This is a genomic window from Klebsiella michiganensis (genome assembly GCF_015139575.1).
Classification (GTDB): Bacteria; Pseudomonadota; Gammaproteobacteria; order Enterobacterales; family Enterobacteriaceae; genus Klebsiella; species Klebsiella michiganensis.
In genome coordinates, this window is record NZ_AP022547.1 from 4,522,832 (window position 1) to 4,546,261 (window position 23,430).

Genomic DNA, 23,430 nt, shown 5'->3' on the forward strand with positions numbered 1-23,430 from the left:
AGAATTGCGACTTCCTTCAAACCTTAGGGGCAGGTATGTTAGGCAGATAATAATTCCACCTGCATCCTCTATAAAAAATATTTAAGCGAACCTATGGCAATGAATCAGACCGCACAACCCTTATCCGGCCCTGCTGCTGCGCCGCAAAAAGCACGCACCTCGTTTCGCATTCTCGGCGCTATCAGCCTCTCGCATTTGCTAAACGATATGATCCAATCGCTTATTCTGGCTATCTACCCGCTGCTGCAGGCCGAGTTTTCGCTGACCTTTGTGCAGATAGGGATGATTACCCTCACCTTCCAGCTGGCCTCATCGCTGCTGCAGCCGGTCGTCGGCTATCTGACCGACAAACACCCGATGCCGTGGTCGCTACCGATAGGCATGTGCTTTACCTTAAGCGGTCTGGTGCTGCTGGCGATTTCCGGGAGCTTCGGGATGGTTCTGCTGGCTGCCGCGCTGGTCGGTACCGGCTCTTCGGTCTTTCACCCGGAGTCTTCACGCGTGGCGCGAATGGCCTCCGGCGGTCGCCATGGCCTGGCGCAGTCGATATTCCAGGTCGGCGGCAACTTTGGCAGTTCGTTAGGCCCGCTGCTTGCGGCCCTGATTATCGCGCCCTACGGCAAAGGTAACGTTGGCTGGTTTGTCCTGGCGGCGCTGCTGGCGATCGTCGTGCTGGCGCAGATCAGCCGCTGGTATGCCGCTCAGCACCGTATGAACAAAGGTAAACTCAAAGCGGTCATTGTCAATCCATTGCCGAAAAACAAAGTCATTCTGGCGGTTAGCATTCTTTTGCTGCTGATTTTCTCAAAATACTTCTATATGGCGAGCATCAGCAGCTATTACACCTTTTATCTGATGCAAAAGTTTGGATTATCGGTGCAAAACGCGCAGTTTCATCTGTTTGCTTTCCTTTTTGCCGTCGCAGCGGGAACGGTGATTGGCGGGCCTGTAGGCGATAAGATTGGGCGCAAATATGTTATTTGGGGGTCTATCCTTGGCGTAGCGCCGTTTACTCTTGTTTTACCCTACGCATCGCTGGAATGGACCGGCATTTTAACGGTGATAATTGGTTTTATCCTCGCGTCGGCTTTTTCCGCCATTCTGGTCTACGCTCAGGAGCTGTTGCCGGGGCGGATCGGCATGGTTTCTGGTTTGTTCTTCGGATTTGCTTTTGGCATGGGTGGCCTTGGCGCCGCGGTGCTGGGGCTATTAGCTGACCATACCAGTATCGAGCTGGTCTATAAAATCTGCGCTTTCTTGCCACTGATTGGCATCTTGACGATATTTCTGCCTAACAACCACCAAAAGTCCTGATTCTTCGGCAGCCAAAGTGTAACTTTGGCTGCCGCAATCCCTTACTCCACCAGCATTACCCCGCATAAGCTGCTGCCATTTTGCGGTCCGTGCTTTTTTGCATGCCAATTCCATCTTTCTGCAAAATTCAACGATTATTCATAAACAAAACCGCTGAAATTGTCATAAACTATTATTCGGTTTTTTGGTTTTATACCCTAAATAATTCAAGTTGCAGGAAGGCGGCGACGCAGGGAATCCCCTGGAGCTTACTGAAGTAAGTGACTGGGGTGAGCGAGGAAAGCCAACGCCCATGCAAATTGAAGTATGACGGGTATATGCCGAAAATGGATCAGCTCACCACTGCAAGGAGACGGAATGCACCACGCAACACCGCTAATCACCACCATTGTCGGCGGCCTTGTGCTCGCCTTTATTCTCGGCATGATTGCCAATAAGCTACGTATTTCTCCTCTGGTGGGATATTTATTAGCGGGCGTGCTGGCCGGACCTTTTACCCCAGGTTTCGTTGCTGATACCAAGCTGGCGCCGGAGCTGGCCGAGCTTGGCGTGATCCTGCTGATGTTCGGCGTGGGTCTGCATTTCTCCTTAAAAGATTTGATGGCGGTCAAGGCCATCGCTATTCCAGGGGCTATCGCCCAGATCGCCGTGGCAACGCTGTTGGGTATGGCGCTCTCTGCCATGCTGGGCTGGTCGTTAATGACCGGGATCGTTTTTGGTCTGTGTCTTTCTACCGCCAGTACCGTGGTGCTGCTGCGCGCGCTGGAAGAACGACAGCTTATTGATAGCCAGCGGGGGCAAATCGCTATCGGCTGGCTGATTGTGGAAGATCTGGTGATGGTGCTGACGCTGGTGCTGCTGCCGGCGGTCGCCGGCATGACGGAGAAAGGCGACGTTGGCCTGGCTACCCTGGCCCTCGATATGGGCATTACCATCGGTAAAGTCGTTGCCTTTATCGCCATTATGATGCTGGTCGGCCGCCGCCTGGTGCCGTGGATTATGTCACGCAGCGCGGCAACCGGCTCGCGCGAGCTGTTTACGCTGTCGGTGCTGGCGTTAGCGCTCGGCATCGCCTTCGGCGCCGTTGAGCTGTTTGACGTCTCCTTCGCCCTCGGCGCCTTTTTCGCCGGTATGGTGCTCAATGAATCCGAGCTCAGCCATCGCGCGGCCCACGATACGCTGCCACTGCGCGACGCCTTCGCCGTACTGTTCTTTGTTTCCGTGGGAATGCTGTTTGACCCGATGATCCTGCTCGATCAGCCGCTGGCGGTGCTGGCGACGCTGGTCATCATTATTTTCGGTAAATCGGCTGCCGCTTTCTTCCTGGTACGAATGTTCGGCCACTCGCCGCGCACCGCGCTGACCATTGCCGCCAGCCTGGCGCAAATCGGTGAATTTGCTTTTATTCTCGCCGGGCTAGGAATGGCGCTGGATCTGCTGCCTCAGGCCGGGCAAAACCTGGTGCTTGCCGGCGCCATTATCTCCATCATGCTCAACCCGGTCCTGTTTACCCTGCTGGAAAAATATCTCGATAAAACGGAGACGCTGGACGAACAGACGCTGGAAGAAGTGCTTGAAGATGAGAAACAGATCCCCGTCGATATCTGTAACCACGCGCTGCTGGTCGGTTTCGGTCGCGTCGGGAGCCTGCTCGGTGAAAAACTGATGGCGCAGGGCGTGCCGCTGGTGGTTATCGAAACCTCGCGTACCCGCGTTGACGAACTGCGCGCACGCGGTATTCGCGCGGTATTAGGCAACGCCGCCAATGAAGAGATTATGAATCTGGCGCATCTTGACTGCGCCCGCTGGCTGCTGCTGACCATCCCTAACGGCTATGAAGCCGGGGAAATCGTGGCTTCCGCGCGCGAGAAGTGCCCGAATATCGAGATCATCGCGCGCGCCCACTACGACGATGAAGTGGAGTATATCGTTGAACGCGGCGCCAACCAGGTGGTGATGGGCGAGCGGGAAATCGCCCGCGCCATGCTGCAGCTGCTCGAAACGCCGCCAGCAGGCGAGCTTATTACCGGTTAATGCTTCCGGCCCCGACTTCTCGGGGCCGGCTTTACTTACCGGCTTAGCGATCCCAGTAAGCCTCTTCCAGGCTATCTTCACGCTCCGGCAGGCCGCGGGTCAGACGCGGCGAGTGCTGGTTCAGCACCTGATAGCTCACGCGGTTAGCGTATTTACACACCTGCGCCAGCGAGGAATAGGTCAGCCACTTGCACTTGTGCTTGCTGGAGTTCGGCACGTTGTTGCGATGATAGTTATTGGCGGTGATATCGTGCAGCAGCGCCGCCAGCGCGCCGTCGCCCGCGCCGTTGGTATTCATGATCTTCTCCGGCCCGCCCATATAGGGTGCGATATGCGAATAAATACGCAGCGGATTTTCGCAATCCTGATGGCGCATCGCGCGGCTGAATTCATACTGGTTAAACTCGGCAATCGCGCCCGGCAGCAGCGGATGCTGCGTTTTGCGCTTAGCCTCATCCTCGGTAAAACTGGCCATATACAGCCCGGCAGGCCCGGCGGTGCACAGTACCAGGTCAACCCACTCCAGCGCCTTGTCGGAAGCCAGCAGCGGATCGGATAGTCCGGTCAGCGCTTCCGCCTCCTCTTCGTTCATCGCCAGAATAGAGACGTGCTCCTTGAGGAACGCCTGCCACCACGCCGGATTATCGGCGATAACGTATTTGGTCCCCAGAGTCAGGACCACCGGTACATCGTGCTTTTTCGCATATGCGATGGCCTGCATCGTCGCGTCCGGCATCGGCTCGCCCGGCTTGCAGCGCACGAGATAGGAGGTCAGCACCAGCGCGGAGGCGCCGGCGATGACGCTTTCCGGAATGCTTTCCGGACGGAGCTTGTTCATATGCCCGGGGCTGATCGCAAAGGTGCGCTCGCCGGAGTCGCTAATCAGCGTAAAGCAGCGCCCAATCGCCCCATCCACCCCCTGCAGGTAGTTCAGATCGGTACGGCTGGAGGTGTTGCACAGGTAGCGGTAGGCGTAGCCGCCGATTTCAATATTGCTGCACATGACGCCAAGCAGAACCGAACGGTCATCCGCCAGCACCGAGTAGTTGTGCATGGTGTTACCGATGGTGCCGCCGGCAAACTGGTGGGTAATCAGGTCATTGCGAACCAGTTCCTGATACAGCGCTTCGGCGACATCGTCTTCAATCACCAGCGAATGCCCGGCGCTCAGGCCGTAGCGTACGATAAACGCCTCATCCACTTTCGCTTCGATATCGACCAGGGTTTGATCGATGCCGACCACCCAGGCGACGTTAGACTCATTGTCCGGCTGAATTTGCTGCAGCAGCGGATCGCGAGCGTTGACGGGAAAATAGTGTTTGGATTTGCGTTTACCGGGAAATTTCATAGTGGCGATTTATTGACAGTGAACAAGCGGGGAATAGTAGCATACTCCCCGCCGCACGCGCGATCAGCGATATTTCGCCGTCAGGTTGACCATCATTTCAATATGCGCGGTGTCCGCATTAAGCGCCGGAATGTACTCATATTGCTGGCCGCCGGCTTCGAGGAAGATTTCCCGGTTCTGCACCGCGATCTCCTCCAGCGTCTCCAGGCAATCGGCGGAAAAGCCGGGGCAGATAACCTGAATATGCTTCACCCCTTTCTCACCGAGCATTTTCAGCGTTTCGTCGGTGTAGGGCGTCAGCCAGGGCTCACGACCAAAGCGCGACTGGAACGTCATCATCACCCGGTCAGGCGGCAGCCCCAGGGCTGAAACCAGCTCACGGGTGGTATCGCGGCAGCGCTGAGGATAGGTATCCCCTTGCTGGGCGTACCGCTGAGGGATGCCATGATAGGAGAGCAGCAGTAAATCTGGCTCACCGTTCACCGCAAAGGACGCGCGCACGCTGGCGGCCAGCGCGTGAATATAGTCCACGTCATCGGCGTAGTCGCGAATAAAAGAGATGCCGGGGATGGCGCGCTTTTTGGCAAGGATACGCCCTAGTTCATCCCAGACCGCCGCCACGGTGGAGCAGGAGTACTGCGGATAGAGCGGTAGCACCACGATGTGATCCACGCCCTGCTCCAGCAGTTCATCAACCGCGCTCTCCAGCGACGGCGAACCGTAGCTCATCCCCAGCGCCACCGGCGTATCCGGAAGCCGCGCGGCCAGCGCCTGCCGCTGCTGCTGGCTATAGACCATCAGCGGCGAGCCGTCTTCCATCCAGATGGACTGATAGAGCTTAGCGACCCGGGGCGCTCGCAGGGGCAGTATCACGCCGCGCAGCAGCGGCCACCACAGTAGACGGGAGGTATCCACCACGCGCCGATCGCTAAGAAACTGTCGTAGATAGCGCTTTACCGCGTCGGGCGTGGGCGCATCGGGAGTGCCTAAATTGGCTAATAAGATACCTGTTTTCGTCTGATGCATTACCGCCTCTTAACCATTTGAATCGCTGACAATTGTAGCTGAAATGGCGCTAAACGGAACCAATCATAGAAAAAGGTAAAATGAGAGGAGTTCTCACCCCGCCGCGGCGGGGTGAGAACTAACGGAATTAACCGAGGATTTTTTCCAGTTCAACGCGAACGTCGGCCACCGCTTTGGTGCCATCGACTTTCGCGTACTGGGTATTGCCCGCTTCGGCTTCTTTCTGATAGTAGCCGATCAGCGGAGCCGTCATCTGATGATACTCAACCAGACGCTTACGCACGGTCTCTTCCTGGTCGTCTTTACGGGTGGTCAGCTCTTCGCCGGTCACGTCGTCTTTGCCTTCAACTTTCGGCGGATTAAATTTGATGTGGTAAACGCGGCCGGAAGCTGCGTGAACGCGACGCCCGATGATGCGGTCAACGATCAGTTCGTCAGGAACATCGAATTCCAGCACGTAATCCACGGTGATACCCGCTTCTTTCATGGCGTCAGCCTGCGGAATGGTGCGCGGGAAGCCGTCCAGCAGAAAACCGTTGCGGCAATCTTCCTGAGTAATACGCTCTTTGACCAGGGCGATAACCAGTTCGTCGGTGACCAGCTTACCGGCGTCCATAATATCTTTCGCCTGTTTGCCCAGCTCGGAGCCTGACTTCACCGCGGCACGCAGCATGTCGCCGGTGGAGATTTGCGGAATACCGTATTTCTCCATGATGAACTGAGCCTGAGTTCCTTTACCCGCGCCCGGAGCGCCAAGCAGAATAATACGCATTACGAAAATCCCCTCAAAAGTTGATTCAATTTTTCAAAAAACGCTAAACCATACCACCAGAACGCGGATGGCTCAAGGAAGGCGGGGCGGCTGAAACGGTTAATGGTGAGATATTTTACGTAGAGTGCGGTTTGATGCCCTCACCCCGGCCCTCTCCCAGCGGGAGAGGGGTAGAGTGAGGGTAAAGATTACGACGCCAGCAGCTGGTTCATGCGGCGGATAAACTGGTTCGGATCTTCCAGCGTACCGCGCTCGGCCAGCAGCGCCTGATCGAGCAGCAGCTCAACCCACTCGCCGAACTGCGCATCATCCTGGGTATCCGCCGCGCGTTTTACCAGCGGATGCAGCGGGTTCAGTTCAAAGATGTACTTCACTTCCGGCGCGGCCTGGCCCGCAGCGGCAAACAGTTTTGCCATCTGGGTGCTCATTTCATCCGCGTCGGTGGTGACGATGGCCGGCGTATCGGTCAGACGATGGGTCAGACGAACCTCTTTCACCCGGTCGCCAAGCAGCGTTTTGGCACGCTCAACGAACGGCTCCAGCGCCTTCTCGGCTTCTTTAGTGGTTTCATCCACTTCGTCCGTCAGCTTATCCAGCGACTCATCGGCTTTCGCCACCGACTGGAACGGCTTACCGTCGAACTCGGTCAGATAGCTCATCATCCACTCGTCGATGCGATCGGAAAGCAGCAGCACTTCAATGCCTTTCTTACGCAGCAGTTCCAGATGCGGGCTGCTTTTCGCGGCGGCGTAGCTGTCGGCGGTAATGTAGTAAATCTTCTCCTGCCCTTCTTTCATGCGGGAGACGTACTCTTCCAGCGACACGGTCTGCGCGGCGGAGTCGGTATGGGTGCTGGCGAAACGCAGCAGTTTGGCGATGGCCTGCTGGTTGGCCTGATCTTCCGCCGGCCCCTCTTTCAGCACGAGGCCAAACTGCTGCCAGAAGGTCTGATATTTTTCCGCGTCGTCTTTCGCCAGTTTTTCCAGCATCTGCAGGGCGCGTTTGCTCAGCGCGGTACGCAGATTGCGGGTGACGCTGCTGTCCTGAAGGATTTCACGCGACACGTTCAGCGGCAGATCGTTAGAGTCGACCAGGCCGCGGACGAAACGCAGGTAGTTCGGCATAAACTGCTCGGCGTCATCCATGATGAAGACGCGCTGCACGTACAGCTTCAGGCCGTGTTTATGATCGCGATTCCACATATCCCACGGCGCCTGCGACGGGATATACAGCAGGCTGGTGTACTCCTGCTTACCTTCAACGCGGTTGTGGCTCCAGGTCAGCGGATCGCTGTAATCGTGGGCAATGTGCTTATAAAACTCGTTGTACTCGTCGTCTTTGATTTCCGACTTATTGCGCGTCCACAGCGCCTGGGCTTTGTTAATTTTCTCCCAGCTAATGACGGTTTCGCCGTCAACGTCTTCGCGTTTTTCAATTTCCACCGGCAGCGCGATGTGATCGGAGTATTTGCTGATGATCGAACGCACGCGCCAGTCGTTGAGGAAATCGTCCTCGCCTTCGCGCAGGTGCAGCGTGATCTCGGTACCGCGATCGGCTTTGTTAATGTCGGCAACGGTATATTCGCCTTCGCCAGCGGATTCCCAGAAGACGCCGTTTTCGGCGCTGTCGCCCGCCGCGCGGGTACGGACGGTAACTTTATCGGCAACAATAAACGCCGAATAGAAGCCCACGCCGAACTGGCCAATCAGCTGGCTGTCTTTCGCCTGGTCAGAGCCCATGGACTCAAGGAACGCTTTGGTGCCGGACTTGGCGATGGTGCCGAGATGGTCGATGACCTCATCGCGATTCATACCAATGCCGTTATCGGCGATGGTCAGGGTGCGGTTGTCTTTATCAAATGAAACACGCACGCGCAGCTCGCCGTCGCCTTCGTACAGATCCGGCTGGGACAGCGCGCGGAAGCGCAGCTTGTCGGCCGCATCGGAGGCGTTGGAAATCAGCTCACGCAGGAAAATTTCTTTATTGGAATAAAGAGAATGGATCATCAGGTGCAGAAGCTGCTTGACCTCTGACTGAAAACCACGAGTTTCTTGTCCTTTCATCTAAATCAACCTCAACAATGCCATTGTTAATGGTAAAAAAACCGTTGAGGGTGAGATGGGGACAGAGGGAGAAGTTTTCAAGCGGAGGCCCCGAAAAGCGCCTCCGTTTGATTAAAAACGAATCTTATGCCGCCCGGCTAGCGAGTGGGATAGCGTCGTGCCGTCAACCATCTCCAGCTCGCCGCCGACCGGTACGCCATGGGCGATACGACTCGCGTCTACGCCATACTGCGCGCAGAGCTCGGCGATATAATTGGCCGTCGCCTCCCCTTCTACCGTTGGGTTGGTCGCGAGGATCACTTCCTGCATCGATTCGTCACGCAGACGCTGTTCCAGACGATCGAGCCCAATGTCATCCGGCCCGATACCGTCAAGCGGCGACAGGTGGCCCATCAGCACAAAGTAGCGACCGGAAAACTGCCCGGTCTGCTCGATAGCGTAGATATCCGCTGGGCTCTCTACCACGCAGATCTGGCCGTTTTCCTTGCGCCGAGGGTTGCTGCAAATATTGCACACCTCCTGCTCGGTGAAGGTACGGCAATCGGCGCAGTGGCCGATTTCCGACATGGCGCGCGTTAGCGCCTGCGCCAGGCGCATTCCGCCGCTGCGGTCGCGCTGCAGCAGGGTAAACGCCATGCGCTGCGCCGACTTCGGGCCGACGCCCGGCAGGCAGCGCAGTGCTTCCATAAGCTGCGTTAACAGCGGACTGGTCTGCATCAGAACGGCATCTTAAAGCCTGGCGGCAGCTGCATACCGGCGGACACGGACGCCATTTTTTCTTTCTGCGTCTCTTCAATGCGGCGGGCGGCGTCGTTAAACGCGGCAGCCACCAGATCTTCCAGCATCTCTTTGTCGTCTTCCAGCAGGCTCGGGTCGATCTCAACGCGACGGCAGTTGTGCGCGCCGTTGATGGTGACTTTTACCAGGCCTGCGCCGGATTCACCGGTCACTTCCAGCCGGGCCACTTCTTCCTGCATTTGCTGCATTTTTTCTTGCATCTGCTGGGCCTGCTTCATCAGGTTACCCAGACCGCCTTTTCCACCAAACATAGGCTTCTCTCTCAGTAAGTCATCGTTAAGGATGCTGACCGCAAGTCAGACTTGCAATCAAATGGGGCGAATACTCTCTTCATCCAGGTCCGCATCGAAGAATCGACGCAGCGTCTGAATGTTATTATCCGCAATAATCGCTTCACGCGCCTGCGCGAGCTTTTCTTCATAAATTGCCTGCCGCCACTCAAGCGGCGTGCGCATCGCGGGATTATCATCTTCCACGATGGTCAATTCAACCGGCGTACCGTACAAAATACCGAGCGCTTCCGCCAGCTTTTGCTGCGCGCCCGCCGAATTCAGGTGACGCTGGCTCGGACGCAGATGCAGGCAGACGCGATTGCCCTCCTGCTCTTTCCAGGCGTTCAGGGCGACCTGCTCCACCAGTTTGGGTACCGCAAGCCGGCTGACTTCCGCCGCCCAGCTATCGCGCTCGGCCGCTTCGACTGCCAGCTTTGCCGCCAGTTCCGGCGTTTTTTCATGCTCCAGCGCTTTTTTCAGCGCCTTCGGCGTCGCCACTTCTTCTTTTACGGCTTCAACAACCGTCGTCGATTTCCAGCGATAGGCTTCCTTTTTCGCCGGCGCTTTCTCCAGCGCAGCCGCCGCCGGACGCGCCTGTACGCGTTCGGTAATTGAACTCAGTCGTTCCAGCGCAGCGTTATTCACCGGCCGCGCGCGGGAAGCGGCTGCCGGTTCACTCTTTTTTGGGGTGGGCGCTCCCTGGCTACGCTGCAGCTGGCTGCGGGCCGCCAGCACCTGGCTGGTGGTCTGCGGCAAATTCGGCGGCGGCGACGGCGGCGCGGATGCCGGGGCAGCCTGCTGGGCCGGTGCGGCCTGAATAGCCTGCACCGGCGGCGCCTCCGGTTCCGGCAGCGGCATACGCGGATGGAAAGCCAGCGCACGCAGAAGCGTCATCTCGACGCCCATTCGTCTGTCCGGGGCGTACGGGAGCTCTTTGCGGCCAATCAGTAGCGTTTGATAGTACAGCTGAACATCGGTTGGCGGCACCGTCCGCGCCAGCTCGCGCATGCGCAGCTCAATCGCGGCCATATCCGTTCCCAGCGCCGACGGCGAGAGCTGAACCATCGCAATACGGTGCAGCAGGCTTTGCATTTCCACCAGCAAGGCCTCCCACTCCACGCCGCGGGCGGCAGCCTCATTGACGCCGGCCATGACCCGCTCGCCGTCGGCAGCCACCAGCGCCTCAATCAGCGAAAGCGCCTGATCGTCGTCAAGGGTGCCGAGCATGGTGCTGACGGATTCAGCCGTCAGGCGACCGTCGCCGCTGGCAATGGCCTGATCGGTCAGGCTTAACGCATCGCGCAGGCTACCGTCCGCCGCGCGCGACAGCAGCTGCAGCGCGCGCGGTTCAAAAGCGATCTGCTCGGCGCCGAGAATATGCTCCAGCTGATGGCGAATCTGTTCGACGTCCAGCGCCTTAAGATGGAACTGCAGGCAGCGGGAAAGAATAGTCACCGGCAGCTTCTGCGGATCGGTCGTCGCCAGCAGAAATTTAACGTGCGCCGGGGGCTCCTCCAGCGTTTTTAACAACGCATTGAAGCTGTGGCGCGAAAGCATATGGACTTCATCGATCAGATAGACCTTGAAGCGACCGCGGGCCGGCGCGTACTGGACGTTATCCAGCAGATCGCGGGTATCTTCGACTTTGGTGCGCGAGGCGGCATCGATCTCAATCAGATCGACAAAGCGCCCCTGTTCTATTTCACGGCAGTTATCGCAGACGCCGCACGGCGTGGCGGTAATGCCGGTTTCGCAGTTTAATCCTTTTGCCAACAGGCGCGCGATAGAGGTTTTACCGACTCCGCGGGTACCGGAAAAAAGATATGCGTGGTGAATGCGCCCTAACGACAAGCCGTTCGCCAGTGCGGTCAGCACATGTTCCTGGCCGACGACGTCAGCAAAGGTTTGTGGGCGCCATTTACGGGCTAAGACCTGATAACTCATGGGCTGGCTCTGAAACGCTGGAAGGTGAAATCACGAGGGGTCATGCTATCACAGCCCCGCTCAATCAGCGAGGCTATGTGGCGGGATTTGCTTAGTGGCCCGGGAAAGGGACCAGGCTATAGCAGTTGATTCCCAGTTTTTCCAGGCGCTGCTCGCCGCCCAGATCGAACAGATTAATAATAAAGGCCGCATCGTGCACTTCACCGCCCAGGCGACGAATAAGCTTCACGGTGGCGTCAATGGTGCCGCCGGTTGCCAGCAGATCGTCAACCACCAGGACTTTATCGCCTTCTTTGATCGCATCGACATGGATTTCCAGCTGATCGGTGCCGTACTCAAGCTCGTAGCTTTCTGCGATAGTTTCACGCGGCAGCTTACGCGGCTTGCGTACCGGAACAAAGCCTACGCCCAGCGCCAGCGCAACCGGTGCGCCAAATAAGAAGCCACGCGCCTCGGTGCCCACCACTTTGGTAATCCCCGCGTCTTTATAACGCTCGGCCAGCAGCTCAATGCTGAGCGCGTAGGCCTTCGGGTCTTCCAGCAAGCTGGTGACATCACGGAAAAGGATGCCAGGTTTCGGATAGTCCTGGATGCTTTGGATGCTGTTCTTCAGATATTCAAGCTGCTGTGCTGTTGCGGTCATAAGTGTATGCCTGATTAAAACGGTGTTACTCACGGGCATGCCAAATGGGCCAAAGAAACTTTTGTTTAACCTTTGACCAGGCTTACCCGCGCTCGAAAACGCCAGAATTTACTGGCTGTCAGCGACAATTGCAACCATCATTATTGCGCATCAGTGCTTTTGTTGCTTTGCATCAACCACCGGAATGCGCCACATAAATATCAGCAGACAGGTCAGAATGATCAGCAGCAAGATGCGCACCCAGGTAAGATTAACCAGCCACAGCGAAATGGCAAAGGTCAGCAAAATCATCGCGACCGCCCGCGGCTTCGCGCCCGGCGGCATGGCGCGGAATTTCTGCCAGTGACGCAGGTAGCCGCCAAACCATGAGCGATACAAAAGCCAGTGGTGAAAGCGCGGCGACGAGCGCGCAAAGCACCAGGCGGCAAGCAGGATAAACGGCGTCGTCGGCAGTAGCGGTAAAAACACGCCCAGCGTTCCCAGCGCTACCGCCAGCCAGCCAATGATGATCAAAATAATACGTGGCATAATGCGAATCGTTATCACGAAGATAACGCTAATGTAGCACAGTTGCTTATCAGGGGATGGAGGAGTTATTTGAAAACCGCCCGGCTTTTACATTCACTGGAAAACCAGCTTGCGGAGCTGGCCGCTCAGGTGGCGCCCATGGCCAATCACGCGACCCTCAGCCCGCGCTTCGATCGTCAGCTGTTCCGTACCCGCAGCACGCAGATGCAGGCTTATCTCAATGAGGCCAGAGACGGCTTAACGGCGTTAAAACAGGCGGCCGAACGCCAGCAGCTTGCGCAGGTCGCCTGGCTGGCGGAACGTCTCGTTGCTCAAATCGCCGCGATTAATCGGGAAACGGCGACCTGGCCATTACGCGCCTGGGATAGCGCGTCGCCAACGCTTAGCCACTGGCAGCGCCGACGTCTACAGCATCAGGAGTATGAACGGCGCCTGCTGGCCATGCGCAGCGACCGACAAAGACGACTGGCGCAAGCCATTAGCCTTGATGACCAGCAGCGGCTGGCAAAGGAAGTTGAAGCCTATACCGGGCGCCTGGCCCGCTGTCGCGACGCGCTGGAAAAAATTGAAAACAGACTGGCCCGCTTAACGCGCTAACGGGAGGAAGAAGTATGTCGCTGGAAAATGCCCCTGACGAAGTCAAGCTGGCCGTCGATTTAATTATGCTGCTTGAGGAGAATAAAGTTCCTGCGCAAACCGTGCTAGCTGCGCTGGAAATTATCCGTCGAGACTATGAAAACAAAGTAAAAAGTGCGGAAGAGGCCTCGCAAAACGCACAGGAGTAGTCTGTTGGCGGATCTTTGGGGGTGGCAGAGTTGTCGCCTGCCCCTTACCACAACGGATAGATGCTCATGGAAAGATTCTCACGTACGCCGCACGATGCTATTTTTCGTCAAATGCTGGCCCAGAAAGAGGTCGCTCGCGATTTTTTACAGCTTTATCTTCCCGCGCAGTTTTTAAGTATCTGCGATCTCAATACGCTGCAGCTGGCTTCCGGCAGCTTTATCGAGGAAGACCTGCGATCCAGCTACTCCGACATTCTCTACTCCCTACAAACGCAGCACGGCGCGGGATATATCTACGCGCTGATTGAACATCAAAGCTCGCCGGATAAGCTGATGGCTTTTCGCCTGATGCGCTATACGCTGGCCGCCATGCAGCGCCACCTGGATGCCGGCCACAATACGCTGCCGCTGGTGGTCCCGATTCTGTTTTATCACGGCACCGTCAGCCCCTGGCCACATACGCTCAACTGGCTCCAGCTTTTTGACTATCCTGAGCTTGCCGGCGCGCTGTACGGCGGAGATTTTCCGCTGGTGGACCTGACCGTTATGCCAGATAATCATATCCTCCGCCACCAGCGTATGGCGATGCTGGAACTGTTGCAAAAGCATATCCGCCAGCGCGATCTGGCCGAACTGCAACCGATGCTGATTACGCTGCTGGCGCAAGGATATCTGACGGAAAACCAGATCAATATCCTCATCAGCTATATGCTGCAGGCGGGAACCTCGGAAAAACCCGGGCCCCTGATTCGCGAGCTGGCGAAGCAGTCGCCCAGGCACAAGGAGCTACTGATGACAATTGCCGAATGGCTGGAAGAGAAAGGCCGTAAAAAAGGTAGAAAAGAAGGCAGACAGGAAGGTTTGCAGGAAGGTTTGCAGGAGGGCCGTAGAGAAATCTCGCGCAGCATTGCCCTGAAAATGCTCGCCTGCGGGCTGGAGCCGAAGATGGTGATGGAACTGACCGGTCTGAGCCAGGAAGAACTCTCCTCGCTCAGCCATTAACATCTGCGGGGCGGATACCCACCGCCCCGTTATGCTTAGCTTATCGCCGGGGAGGCATCGTCGCCCTTATCCCGCTTCACCTCTGTCACTTCATCGCCCTTCTCATTGCGCAGATGCACCTCCAGCTGGTTAAAGGCGATGTCAATATTGTTCTCGCGGCACAAACGATCGATAGCGCGGTTAAGCTCATCCACCGCATAGCTGCGATCGCGAAGTTCACGCACGTACAGGCGCAGTTCATGATCGAGCGTGCTGGCGCCGAAGGTGGTAAAGAAGACCGAGGGCGCGGGCTCTTGCATCACTTTCGGATGCTCATGCGCGGCCTGGAGCAGCACTTCTTTAACCTTATCCAGGTCGGAACCATAGGCCACGCCAAGGCGGATGACCACGCGGGTGACGGTGTCGGAGAGCGACCAGTTGATCAAGCGTTCCGTCACGAAGGCCTTATTCGGGATAATGACCTCTTTACGGTCAAAATCGGTGATCGTCGTGGCGCGAATGCGGATTTTGCTGACGGTACCGGAGAAGGTACCAATGGTCACCGTATCGCCAATACGCACCGGGCGCTCAAAGAGAATAATCAGACCGGAAACAAAGTTACCGAAGATTTCCTGTAAGCCAAACCCTAAACCAACCGACAGGGCGGCCGCCAGCCACTGAAGTTTGTCCCATGAAACGCCCAACGAGCCAAATACCGTCATCGCGCCAATAACAATAATGGCGTAATTAAGGATGGTCGTAATTGCATACGACGCCCCCTGGCGCATATTGAGTCTCGATAGCACCAGCACTTCCAGCAGGCCCGGCAGGTTGCGGATTAACGCCCAGGCGACCATCGACGCGACAATCGCGAACAGCAGGCTGCCCATGGTGACGCTTTTCACGGCGCTGACGCCGGCTTCCGTACCGTTGTAATGCCACAGCGTAATACTGTCGAGATAGGCGAACACGGTGATCAGATCGGACCAAATCGCCCAGAACAGCACGGCAAACAGCGCAATCATCACCAGCATCGTAATACGCAGCGTTTGCTGGTTAACCTGCTCCAGGGCAATCGTCGGCTCTTCCTGGGGTTCGGCCCCTTCAGCGCCCTCTTTAACCAAATGCTGACGACGCGCCAGCGCACGGCGCCAGGCAATACGCCGGGCGGCCACGCTCAGGCCGCGCAGAACGGTCTGGTACAGCAGGTTCCACAGCATCACCAGGTAAACGGTTTCAATCCAGCGGCCGGCCAGACGCAGCGTCGTGTAGAAGTAGCCGGTTGCCGTCAGCACCATCAGGGCGATGGGCACAATCGATAGCACGGTGACGGTGATAAGGCGCAGGCTGTGGGACTCTTTATCACGCCAGCTCTCGCGGCACATCGGCAAAACAAGCACCGCAATCAGCAGCAGGTTGAGGAAAATAACAAACTGCCCGAGCACGTCATCCATCAGGTGCAGCGGCGACAGCTCCGACATCACCGACCAGAAATTGAGCGGCAGCAGCGCAAGGCTGACGCGGACAATCTGCCGCCGCCAGTGGCTGGTCAACTGCGACGGCATATTAAAGTGGCGCACCGCCACGCCGTCTTTTTCCAGCACCTTCCAGCACAGGCCAAACACCAGCCAGAACAGCGCCAGCTTCTTACTATAGGCCCACAGCAAATCGCTGATATTCAGCTGCATGGTCAGCAGAATCAGGCCAATGGCCAGAATCACCAGCACCACAGGCAGCGCGCGGATCAGATCGATAAGAATCGCTTTCGGCGTATGAAGCTGAGTGTCATTGCGCAGTTGCCCCACCTGTGAAGCCAGCTTCGCCTGATACGCTTTCAGCCAGTTAAGGCGCCAGCGAATCAGACCGGCAATCAGCAGCAACGGCAGGCCGGCAAGGAAAGCGATAAATACCGCAGGCCAGGCTTTTTCCCAGTTTACGGTGATTTTCATCGCCTTAAACTGCCCTTTCAGCGCTTCCGGGAAGGCTTTAACCCACTCCCAGTCCATCGGACGGTTACTGTTTACCCAAAAAATCTGCTGCGTCAGAATGGCTTTCAGGTTGGTCGACACGCTCATTAACTGCTGCTGATTGATCTGCAGGTTAATGGCCATCATCAGCTGGTTACCCAGCTGTTTGTTGAACTGATCGAGCAGCTCCCGGCGCATATCAACGATTTCGAGAAGCGCGCTATGCACTTCGGCATTGACATCGCTGCTGTGCCCTTCCTCCAGCTTCGCGACGTACGCATCGCTCTGGAACAACGCATCGCGCTGCTGGTTAACCTCAAACTGTTCGAGGCGCAGGTCGGCGATGCGGTTCGTCATATCGCTCAACTCCTCCGCAGAGGGCAGCGTTTGCTGCTGCTGATAAAGGATACGCGACAGCAGCAGGCTGCCTTTCAGCACGGAAATCTGCTCTTTTATGTCACGCTCGGATTGCAAAGCGCGATCGAGCCAGGTCTTCACTTTGATGTTGCGCTGAACCAGCTGATTACCATTTTCCGTCGCCGAAATCAGTCTTTCGCTAAGCTGGTGGTTAATCTCCAGCTCCTGCTTCACCAGCGGGTTTGCCTGAATACGCGCCGTTTCGTCCGGGGAAACCGCTTCCTGAGCCGTCTTTTCCGTCAGCGTCAGGCGCTTGCTATTCACCGCTTCCTGCAATAACTGAAGCTGGTGTTCAAGACGGTTGCTGTAGGCGGTGATGTAATCACGCTGCTTTTGCAGGGTATCCTGCAGGACCGTGTTACCTTCCAGGCTTTTGCGCTGCTGGTCTATCTGCGCATTCAGCAGAGCCTGCTGAGCCAGCAGCAAACTCTGCTGGGTAGGACGCAGCGTCTCCTCGCCCGTCGAGGTGCCATTCAGGCGGTTACGGATCTGCTGCAGCTGCTGCGAAGCGGAGTACATCGCATTCTGCACACGTTCCGGCTGGGTTTGTAGGGAGACTAACTGGCTGTTATAGGTTGCCAGATCGTTCTGCGCGTTTTGCAAATCGTCCAGCGTCTGAGAGACGCGCGATTCCAGCTGACGTAGCGATAACGTGCTCAACGTTTTACGCGTCGCCTCATCATCGGGAACATCGCTTAGCGCGTTGAGGCTATCGATAGCCTGATTCATTTTCGCTGGCGCCTGAGCCACCTGCTGACGCAGCTGCGTCGTTTCCGACTTAATGCGTTCGATTTTATCGAGGGTTTCCAGGGTCTGGGTCAGGTCCTGCTGAACCAGCTTGTCCTGCGGAGTCAGCTCTTTTTGCTTATTCAGCGTCGTGAGCTGGCTTTGCACCTCGGAACGTTCGGGTAAGTCAGCCGCCAGCGCCGTGTTAACGCTAATACAGCCGATAAAAAACATCAGGGTAAGAACAAAAGCGGATATGGCGTTTCGCCAACGGATAGTATGCAGCATAGTGTTAACATGAGTGATTGCAAAAGCCGGAGAATACCGGGGATCGTCGCAGCGCGAAGAATAGCACTTCTGTTATCGCGCGAATAGCGGCGGACAGCAGGAAAAATACCCCTTTTGTCCGCGAGGATACTTAAGCTTCTGCGCCTTCAGAACTGCGCAGAGAGGGGCACAATTGATACATTTCAAGCAGCGTTTCGACATATGCCCGCGCTTCATGCTGCAGATCGAAAGCGTTGGGCGCCAGCAGCCAGTTCTCCATCAGGCCAGAAAGATAGCTGCGCATTAAAATCGCCGCCCGCCGGGTGAGTAAATTGGCGGGCAGCATCTTCGCCGCAATGCACTCGTTTAATGTCTGCTCGATACGATCGTAGCTCTCAAGGCATAAACTTCGCTGCGCTTCTTGCAGCGTGACCATCTCTCCGACGAACTCGCATTTATGGAAAATGATTTCCATCATCAAGCGCCTGCGTTTTTCTGTCACCGTTGCTTCAAGGATATACACTAAGATCTCTCTGACAACTGACAGTGGATCGTTGGGGAATTTTGCCCGATACTCAACTTCGAGATCGTTGATGTTGGCTTCTGAAAGCACCCATATTTCATTAAATAAATCTGATTTATTTTTGAAATGCCAATAGATAGCGCCCCTCGTCACACCGGCCTCTTTTGCAATTGCGGCCAGCGAGGTGGATGATACGCCTTGCTGCGAAAACAGACGCAGAGCAACATCCAGAATATGTTGCCGGGTCTCAAGCGCCTGTTGTTTGGTTTTTCGTGCCATAGGTCGATGAGTTTACAGAGGTTACGTTTACATACATTTGTGAATGTATGTACCATAGCATGACCATAATAGAAACACAGCAGTGGGTTTGTGGTCGATTGAGCCACTGAACAATTTGAAATTGGACACTCGAGGTTTACATATGAACAAAAACAGAGGGTTAACGCCTCTGGCGGTCGTTCTGATGCTCTCAGGCAGCTTAGCGCTAACAGGATGTGACGACAAACCGGCTCAGCAAGGAGCCCAACAAATGCCGGAAGTCGGTATTGTGACGCTCAAATCCGCTCCTCTACAAATTACTACCGAACTGCCAGGCCGTACCAGCGCCTATCGCGTTGCGGAAGTTCGTCCTCAGGTCAGTGGCATTATTCTTAAACGTAACTTCACCGAAGGGAGCGATATCCAGGCAGGGGTGTCTCTTTATCAAATCGATCCGGCGACCTATCAGGCCACTTATGAAAGCGCGAAAGGCGATTTAGCCAAAGCGCAGGCCGCGGCAAATATGGATCAGCTGACGGTTAAACGTTATCAGAAACTGTTAGGCACTAAGTACATCAGTCAACAGGATTACGATACTGCCGTCGCGACCGCGCAACAGAGCAACGCCGCCGTGGTTGCCGCCAAAGCAGCGGTTGAAACCGCGCGCATTAATCTGGCCTACACCAAAGTCACCTCGCCAATCTCAGGCCGCATTGGTAAATCCGCGGTCACGGAAGGTGCTCTGGTGCAAAACGGCCAAACCACCGCCCTGGCGACCGTGCAACAGCTGGATCCTATCTATGTTGACGTGACGCAATCGAGCAACGATTTCCTGCGTCTGAAACAAGAGCTGGCCAACGGCAAGCTGCAGCAGGAAAACGGTAAAGCGAAGGTTGAGCTGGTGACGAACGACGGTCTGAAATACCCGCAGAACGGTACGCTGGAGTTTTCTGACGTCACCGTTGATCAGACCACCGGTTCTATCACGCTGCGCGCCATTTTCCCGAACCCGGATCACACTCTGCTGCCGGGGATGTTCGTCCGCGCGCGTCTGGAAGAAGGCGTAAACCCGGATGCACTGCTGGTTCCTCAGCAGGGCGTAACCCGCACCCCGCGCGGCGATGCCAGCGCGATGGTCGTCGGCGAAGGTGATAAAGTCGAAGTTCGCCAGATTACCGCCACTCAGGCTATTGGTGATAAATGGCTGGTCACCGAAGGGCTGAAAACGGGCGATCGCGTCATCATCACCGGTCTGCAAAAAGTCAGACCAGGCGTGCAGGTAAAAGCGCAGGAAGTCGTTTCTGACGATAAACAGCAAGCCGCAGGCAACGCTCAGTCAGAACAACCCAAGTCTTAACTTAAACAGGAGCCGTTAAGACATGCCTAATTTCTTTATCGATCGCCCCATATTTGCGTGGGTGATCGCCATTATCATCATGCTGGCTGGGGGGTTATCGATCCTCAAGTTGCCGATAGCGCAATATCCGACGATTGCGCCGCCGGCAATTTCCATTACAGCCATGTACCCCGGTGCCGATGCTGAAACCGTGCAGAACACCGTGACCCAGGTTATCGAACAGAACATGAACGGTATCGATCACCTGATGTACATGTCTTCTAATGGCGACTCCACCGGTACAGCAACCATCACCCTCACCTTTGAATCCGGTACCGATCCGGATATCGCCCAGGTACAGGTTCAGAACAAGCTGGCGCTGGCAACGCCGCTGCTGCCGCAAGAAGTTCAGCAGCAGGGTATTAGCGTTGAAAAGGCATCCAGCAGCTTCCTGATGGTTGTCGGCGTTATCAATACCAACGGCACCATGAATCAGGATGACATTTCTGACTATGTTGCCGCCAACATGAAGGATTCGATTAGCCGTACCAGCGGCGTCGGTGACGTACAGCTGTTCGGTTCCCAGTACGCGATGCGTATCTGGATGGATCCGAACAAGCTTAATAACTTCCAGCTGACGCCGGTTGACGTGATCAGCGCCCTGAAAGCGCAGAACGCCCAGGTCGCAGCCGGACAGTTAGGCGGTACTCCACCGGTGAAAGGTCAGCAGCTGAACGCCTCCATCGTGGCGCAGACCCGTCTGACCAATACTGAAGAGTTCGGCAACATTCTGCTGAAGGTTAACCAGGATGGTTCCCAGGTGCGTCTGCGCGATGTCGCGAAGATTGAGCTGGGTGGCGAAAGCTACGACGTCGTTGCGAAGTTTAACGGTCAGCCCGCGTCCGGTCTGGGTATTAAGCTCGCGACCGGCGCGAACGCGCTGGATACCGCCAACGCCATTCGTGCCGAACTGAAGAAAATGGAACCTTTCTTCCCGTCAGGCCTGAAGATTGTTTACCCGTATGACACCACCCCCTTCGTGCAGATCTCCATTCACGAAGTGGTGAAAACGCTGGTTGAAGCCATCATTCTGGTGTTCCTGGTGATGTACCTGTTCCTGCAGAACTTCCGCGCAACGCTGATTCCGACTATCGCCGTGCCGGTCGTACTGCTGGGGACGTTCGCTATCCTCGCGCTGTTCGGCTTCTCGATAAACACCCTCACCATGTTTGGTATGGTGCTCGCCATAGGCCTGCTCGTGGATGATGCCATCGTTGTGGTAGAAAACGTCGAGCGTGTAATGGCCGAAGAAGGGCTACCGCCGAAGGAAGCTACGCGTAAATCAATGGGCCAGATTCAGGGCGCGCTGGTGGGTATCGCGATGGTGCTTTCCGCGGTATTTATCCCGATGGCCTTCTTCGGCGGTTCTACCGGTGCGATTTACCGTCAGTTCTCGATCACTATCGTTTCCGCGATGGCGCTGTCGGTACTGGTGGCACTGATTCTGACCCCAGCGCTCTGCGCCACGATGCTGAAACCCATCCAGAAAGGCAGCCATGGCGCCACCACCGGCTTCTTCGGTTGGTTTAACCGCATGTTCGATAAGAGCACGCATCACTACACCGATAGCGTAGGCAACATCCTGCGCAGTACCGGTCGTTATCTGGTGCTGTACCTGATCATCGTGGTAGGCATGGCCTGGCTGTTCGTTCGTCTGCCAAGTTCGTTCCTGCCGGACGAAGACCAGGGCGTCTTCCTGAGCATGGCGCAGCTGCCTGCTGGCGCAACTCAGGAGCGTACCCAGAAAGTTCTGGATGAGATGACCGACTACTATCTCACCAAAGAGAAAAACAACGTTGAATCGGTATTCGCCGTAAACGGCTTTGGTTTCGCGGGTCGTGGGCAAAACACCGGTATCGCGTTCGTTTCTCTGAAGGACTGGAGCCAGCGTCCGGGCGAAGAGAACAAAGTTGAGGCGATTACCGGTCGCGCAATGGGGTATTTCTCGCAGATTAAAGACGCAATGGTCTTCGCCTTTAACCTGCCGGCAATTGTTGAACTGGGTACCGCAACGGGCTTTGACTTCCAGCTTATCGACCAGGCGGGACTGGGCCATGAAAAACTGACCCAGGCACGTAACCAGCTCTTTGGTATGGTCGCGCAGCATCCTGACGTCTTAACCGGCGTGCGTCCAAACGGACTGGAAGATACTCCGCAGTTTAAAGTGGATATCGATCAGGAAAAAGCGCAGGCTCTCGGCGTGTCTATCAGCGACATTAACACGACGCTTGGCGCAGCATGGGGTGGTAGCTACGTCAACGACTTCATTGACCGCGGTCGCGTGAAGAAAGTGTATATCATGTCTGAAGCGAAATACCGTATGCTGCCGGAAGATATCGGCAACTGGTACGTACGCGGCAGCGATGGACAGATGGTGCCCTTCTCCGCCTTCTCGACTTCACGCTGGGAATACGGCTCGCCGCGTCTGGAGCGTTACAACGGTCTGCCATCAATGGAAATCCTCGGCCAGGCGACACCGGGCAAGAGTACCGGTGAAGCGATGAACCTGATGGAAGAGCTGGCGGGTAAACTGCCTGCGGGTATTGGCTATGACTGGACCGGTATGTCTTATCAGGAACGGTTGTCAGGCAACCAGGCACCAGCGCTGTACGCTATCTCGCTGATTGTCGTCTTCCTGTGCCTGGCGGCGCTGTATGAAAGCTGGTCGATTCCGTTCTCGGTCATGCTGGTTGTTCCGCTGGGGGTTGTGGGTGCGCTGCTGGCGGCTACCTTCCGTGGATTAACCAACGACGTCTACTTCCAGGTTGGTCTGCTGACCACCATCGGCCTGTCGGCGAAGAACGCGATACTTATCGTTGAATTCGCCAAGGACCTGATGGATAAAGAGGGCAAAGGCCTGATCGAAGCCACGCTGGAAGCCGTTCGTATGCGTCTGCGTCCGATTCTGATGACCTCGCTGGCGTTCATCCTTGGGGTCATGCCGCTGGTTATCAGCTCCGGCGCAGGCTCCGGCGCGCAGAACGCCGTCGGTACTGGCGTAATGGGTGGGATGGTGACCGCGACGGTGCTGGCGATTTTCTTCGTGCCGGTGTTCTTCGTGGTGGTTCGCCGCCGCTTTAGTAAGAAAAATGAGGATATTGAGCACAGCCATCCGGTTGAGCATCATTAATCTCTCTCCTCTCAGGGCCGCATTTGCGGCCCTTTTCTTTTGTTCCTCGTTAAAACGCACGGATTGTTATTGTCTAATTTATAAGCTGAGATATAATATTTAATGATGAGTCGCGGTGCTTATCTCCATTTTTTTTCCACAATTTCTTTCCCGCGCCCCTAACTCAGAATATTCTTAATCACTGATTTTATGTATGGTTGTCTCTCTATAACGGCTAAACGCGTCGGCTAACCTGATG

18 protein-coding genes and 1 other annotated feature are annotated in these 23,430 nt (G+C 56.1%); of the genes, 7 read left to right on the forward strand and 11 right to left on the reverse strand.

The features are described from left to right. The first annotated feature begins 93 nt into the window (after window positions 1-93). Window positions 94-1,314 carry an MFS transporter gene (locus tag JLG71_RS21260; protein WP_200913803.1) on the forward strand — a complete coding sequence of 407 codons (1,221 nt, stop codon included), beginning with the start codon at window positions 94-96 and terminating at the stop codon, window positions 1,312-1,314. A gap of 357 nt (window positions 1,315-1,671) precedes the next feature. Further along, window positions 1,672-3,348, forward strand: a complete 1,677-nt coding sequence (gene ybaL, locus JLG71_RS21265; protein WP_048261467.1) for a YbaL family putative K(+) efflux transporter — start codon at window positions 1,672-1,674, stop codon at window positions 3,346-3,348. A gap of 43 nt (window positions 3,349-3,391) precedes the next feature. Here the strand turns inward: ybaL and JLG71_RS21270 are convergent, their stop codons facing one another. From JLG71_RS21270 to JLG71_RS21310, 9 genes are all read right to left on the reverse strand, one after another. Next, complete coding sequence (locus tag JLG71_RS21270; RefSeq protein WP_004137947.1) at window positions 3,392-4,696, reverse strand: inosine/guanosine kinase; 1,305 nt, start codon at window positions 4,694-4,696, stop codon at window positions 3,392-3,394. Between the two features lie 63 nt (window positions 4,697-4,759). Further along, complete coding sequence (hemH, locus tag JLG71_RS21275) at window positions 4,760-5,722, reverse strand: ferrochelatase (RefSeq protein WP_025107141.1); 963 nt, start codon at window positions 5,720-5,722, stop codon at window positions 4,760-4,762. A gap of 127 nt (window positions 5,723-5,849) precedes the next feature. After that, window positions 5,850-6,494, reverse strand: a complete 645-nt coding sequence (gene adk / locus JLG71_RS21280; protein ID WP_004848363.1) for an adenylate kinase — start codon at window positions 6,492-6,494, stop codon at window positions 5,850-5,852. 188 nt (window positions 6,495-6,682) lie between these two features. Beyond that, window positions 6,683-8,557, reverse strand: a complete 1,875-nt coding sequence (htpG, locus tag JLG71_RS21285) for a molecular chaperone HtpG (RefSeq protein ID WP_009653565.1) — start codon at window positions 8,555-8,557, stop codon at window positions 6,683-6,685. Window positions 8,558-8,668: 111 nt separating this feature from the next. Next, complete coding sequence (gene recR, locus JLG71_RS21290; protein WP_004129946.1) at window positions 8,669-9,274, reverse strand: recombination mediator RecR; 606 nt, start codon at window positions 9,272-9,274, stop codon at window positions 8,669-8,671. Next, window positions 9,274-9,606, reverse strand: a complete 333-nt coding sequence (locus JLG71_RS21295) for a YbaB/EbfC family nucleoid-associated protein (protein WP_004099673.1) — start codon at window positions 9,604-9,606, stop codon at window positions 9,274-9,276. Before JLG71_RS21295 ends, recR begins: the two co-directional genes overlap by 1 nt. A 57-nt stretch (window positions 9,607-9,663) precedes the next feature. Further along, window positions 9,664-11,571 (reverse strand): DNA polymerase III subunit gamma/tau, encoded by a 1,908-nt coding sequence (dnaX, locus tag JLG71_RS21300; RefSeq protein WP_200913804.1) that lies wholly within the window; start codon window positions 11,569-11,571, stop codon window positions 9,664-9,666. Then, window positions 10,267-10,331: a sequence feature (DnaX frameshifting element), on the reverse strand. It overlaps the preceding gene by 65 nt. A gap of 91 nt (window positions 11,572-11,662) precedes the next feature. Continuing rightward, the gene (gene apt, locus JLG71_RS21305) at window positions 11,663-12,214 is read right to left on the reverse strand and encodes an adenine phosphoribosyltransferase (protein ID WP_004099669.1); all 552 of its coding nucleotides are present in this window, start codon (window positions 12,212-12,214) and stop codon (window positions 11,663-11,665) included. Between the two features lie 150 nt (window positions 12,215-12,364). Continuing rightward, window positions 12,365-12,742, reverse strand: a complete 378-nt coding sequence (locus tag JLG71_RS21310; protein ID WP_148849207.1) for a DUF454 family protein — start codon at window positions 12,740-12,742, stop codon at window positions 12,365-12,367. Window positions 12,743-12,811: 69 nt separating this feature from the next. Between JLG71_RS21310 and priC the strand changes: the two genes are divergently transcribed. The 3 genes from priC to JLG71_RS21325 all read left to right on the forward strand — a co-directional run bounded on the left by priC (window position 12,812) and on the right by JLG71_RS21325 (window position 14,529). Then, the gene (gene priC / locus JLG71_RS21315) at window positions 12,812-13,339 is read left to right on the forward strand and encodes a primosomal replication protein N'' (RefSeq protein WP_200913805.1); all 528 of its coding nucleotides are present in this window, start codon (window positions 12,812-12,814) and stop codon (window positions 13,337-13,339) included. 14 nt (window positions 13,340-13,353) lie between these two features. Continuing rightward, window positions 13,354-13,527, forward strand: a complete 174-nt coding sequence (gene rsmS / locus JLG71_RS21320; protein ID WP_014228211.1) for a pleiotropic regulatory protein RsmS — start codon at window positions 13,354-13,356, stop codon at window positions 13,525-13,527. 66 nt (window positions 13,528-13,593) lie between these two features. Then, window positions 13,594-14,529, forward strand: coding sequence for an Rpn family recombination-promoting nuclease/putative transposase (locus tag JLG71_RS21325; protein WP_014837608.1), 936 nt, complete (start codon window positions 13,594-13,596; stop codon window positions 14,527-14,529). Window positions 14,530-14,564: 35 nt separating this feature from the next. On the opposite strand, the gene mscK is transcribed toward JLG71_RS21325, so the two are convergent. Together mscK and acrR are read right to left on the reverse strand one after the other, a co-directional pair. Next, complete coding sequence (gene mscK / locus JLG71_RS21330) at window positions 14,565-17,906, reverse strand: mechanosensitive channel MscK (RefSeq protein WP_014228209.1); 3,342 nt, start codon at window positions 17,904-17,906, stop codon at window positions 14,565-14,567. A 130-nt stretch (window positions 17,907-18,036) separates the two neighbouring features. Then, complete coding sequence (gene acrR, locus JLG71_RS21335; protein ID WP_014228208.1) at window positions 18,037-18,687, reverse strand: multidrug efflux transporter transcriptional repressor AcrR; 651 nt, start codon at window positions 18,685-18,687, stop codon at window positions 18,037-18,039. 142 nt (window positions 18,688-18,829) lie between these two features. Between acrR and acrA the strand changes: the two genes are divergently transcribed. Together acrA and acrB are read left to right on the forward strand one after the other, a co-directional pair. Continuing rightward, window positions 18,830-20,023: a multidrug efflux RND transporter periplasmic adaptor subunit AcrA gene (gene acrA / locus JLG71_RS21340; protein WP_004136054.1), complete on the forward strand. Its 1,194-nt coding sequence runs from the start codon at window positions 18,830-18,832 to the stop codon at window positions 20,021-20,023. 22 nt (window positions 20,024-20,045) lie between these two features. Further along, window positions 20,046-23,192: a multidrug efflux RND transporter permease subunit AcrB gene (gene acrB / locus JLG71_RS21345; RefSeq protein WP_014228207.1), complete on the forward strand. Its 3,147-nt coding sequence runs from the start codon at window positions 20,046-20,048 to the stop codon at window positions 23,190-23,192. Window positions 23,193-23,430: the final 238 nt, after the last annotated feature.

Bases quoted from the DNA above. Each gene is read 5' to 3' on its own strand.
- JLG71_RS21260 (WP_200913803.1), top strand. From the start codon at position 94: ATGGCAATGAATCAGACCGCACAACCCTTATCCGGCCCTGCTGCTGCG.
- ybaL (WP_048261467.1), top strand. From the start codon at position 1,672: ATGCACCACGCAACACCGCTAATCACCACCATTGTCGGCGGCCTTGTG.
- JLG71_RS21270 (WP_004137947.1), bottom strand. From the start codon at position 4,696: ATGAAATTTCCCGGTAAACGCAAATCCAAACACTATTTTCCCGTCAAC.
- hemH (WP_025107141.1), bottom strand. From the start codon at position 5,722: ATGCATCAGACGAAAACAGGTATCTTATTAGCCAATTTAGGCACTCCC.
- adk (WP_004848363.1), bottom strand. From the start codon at position 6,494: ATGCGTATTATTCTGCTTGGCGCTCCGGGCGCGGGTAAAGGAACTCAG.
- htpG (WP_009653565.1), bottom strand. From the start codon at position 8,557: ATGAAAGGACAAGAAACTCGTGGTTTTCAGTCAGAGGTCAAGCAGCTT.
- recR (WP_004129946.1), bottom strand. From the start codon at position 9,274: ATGCAGACCAGTCCGCTGTTAACGCAGCTTATGGAAGCACTGCGCTGC.
- JLG71_RS21295 (WP_004099673.1), bottom strand. From the start codon at position 9,606: ATGTTTGGTGGAAAAGGCGGTCTGGGTAACCTGATGAAGCAGGCCCAG.
- dnaX (WP_200913804.1), bottom strand. From the start codon at position 11,571: ATGAGTTATCAGGTCTTAGCCCGTAAATGGCGCCCACAAACCTTTGCT.
- apt (WP_004099669.1), bottom strand. From the start codon at position 12,214: ATGACCGCAACAGCACAGCAGCTTGAATATCTGAAGAACAGCATCCAA.
- JLG71_RS21310 (WP_148849207.1), bottom strand. From the start codon at position 12,742: ATGCCACGTATTATTTTGATCATCATTGGCTGGCTGGCGGTAGCGCTG.
- rsmS (WP_014228211.1), top strand. From the start codon at position 13,354: ATGTCGCTGGAAAATGCCCCTGACGAAGTCAAGCTGGCCGTCGATTTA.
- JLG71_RS21325 (WP_014837608.1), top strand. From the start codon at position 13,594: ATGGAAAGATTCTCACGTACGCCGCACGATGCTATTTTTCGTCAAATG.
- mscK (WP_014228209.1), bottom strand. From the start codon at position 17,906: ATGCTGCATACTATCCGTTGGCGAAACGCCATATCCGCTTTTGTTCTT.
- acrR (WP_014228208.1), bottom strand. From the start codon at position 18,687: ATGGCACGAAAAACCAAACAACAGGCGCTTGAGACCCGGCAACATATT.
- acrA (WP_004136054.1), top strand. From the start codon at position 18,830: ATGAACAAAAACAGAGGGTTAACGCCTCTGGCGGTCGTTCTGATGCTC.
- acrB (WP_014228207.1), top strand. From the start codon at position 20,046: ATGCCTAATTTCTTTATCGATCGCCCCATATTTGCGTGGGTGATCGCC.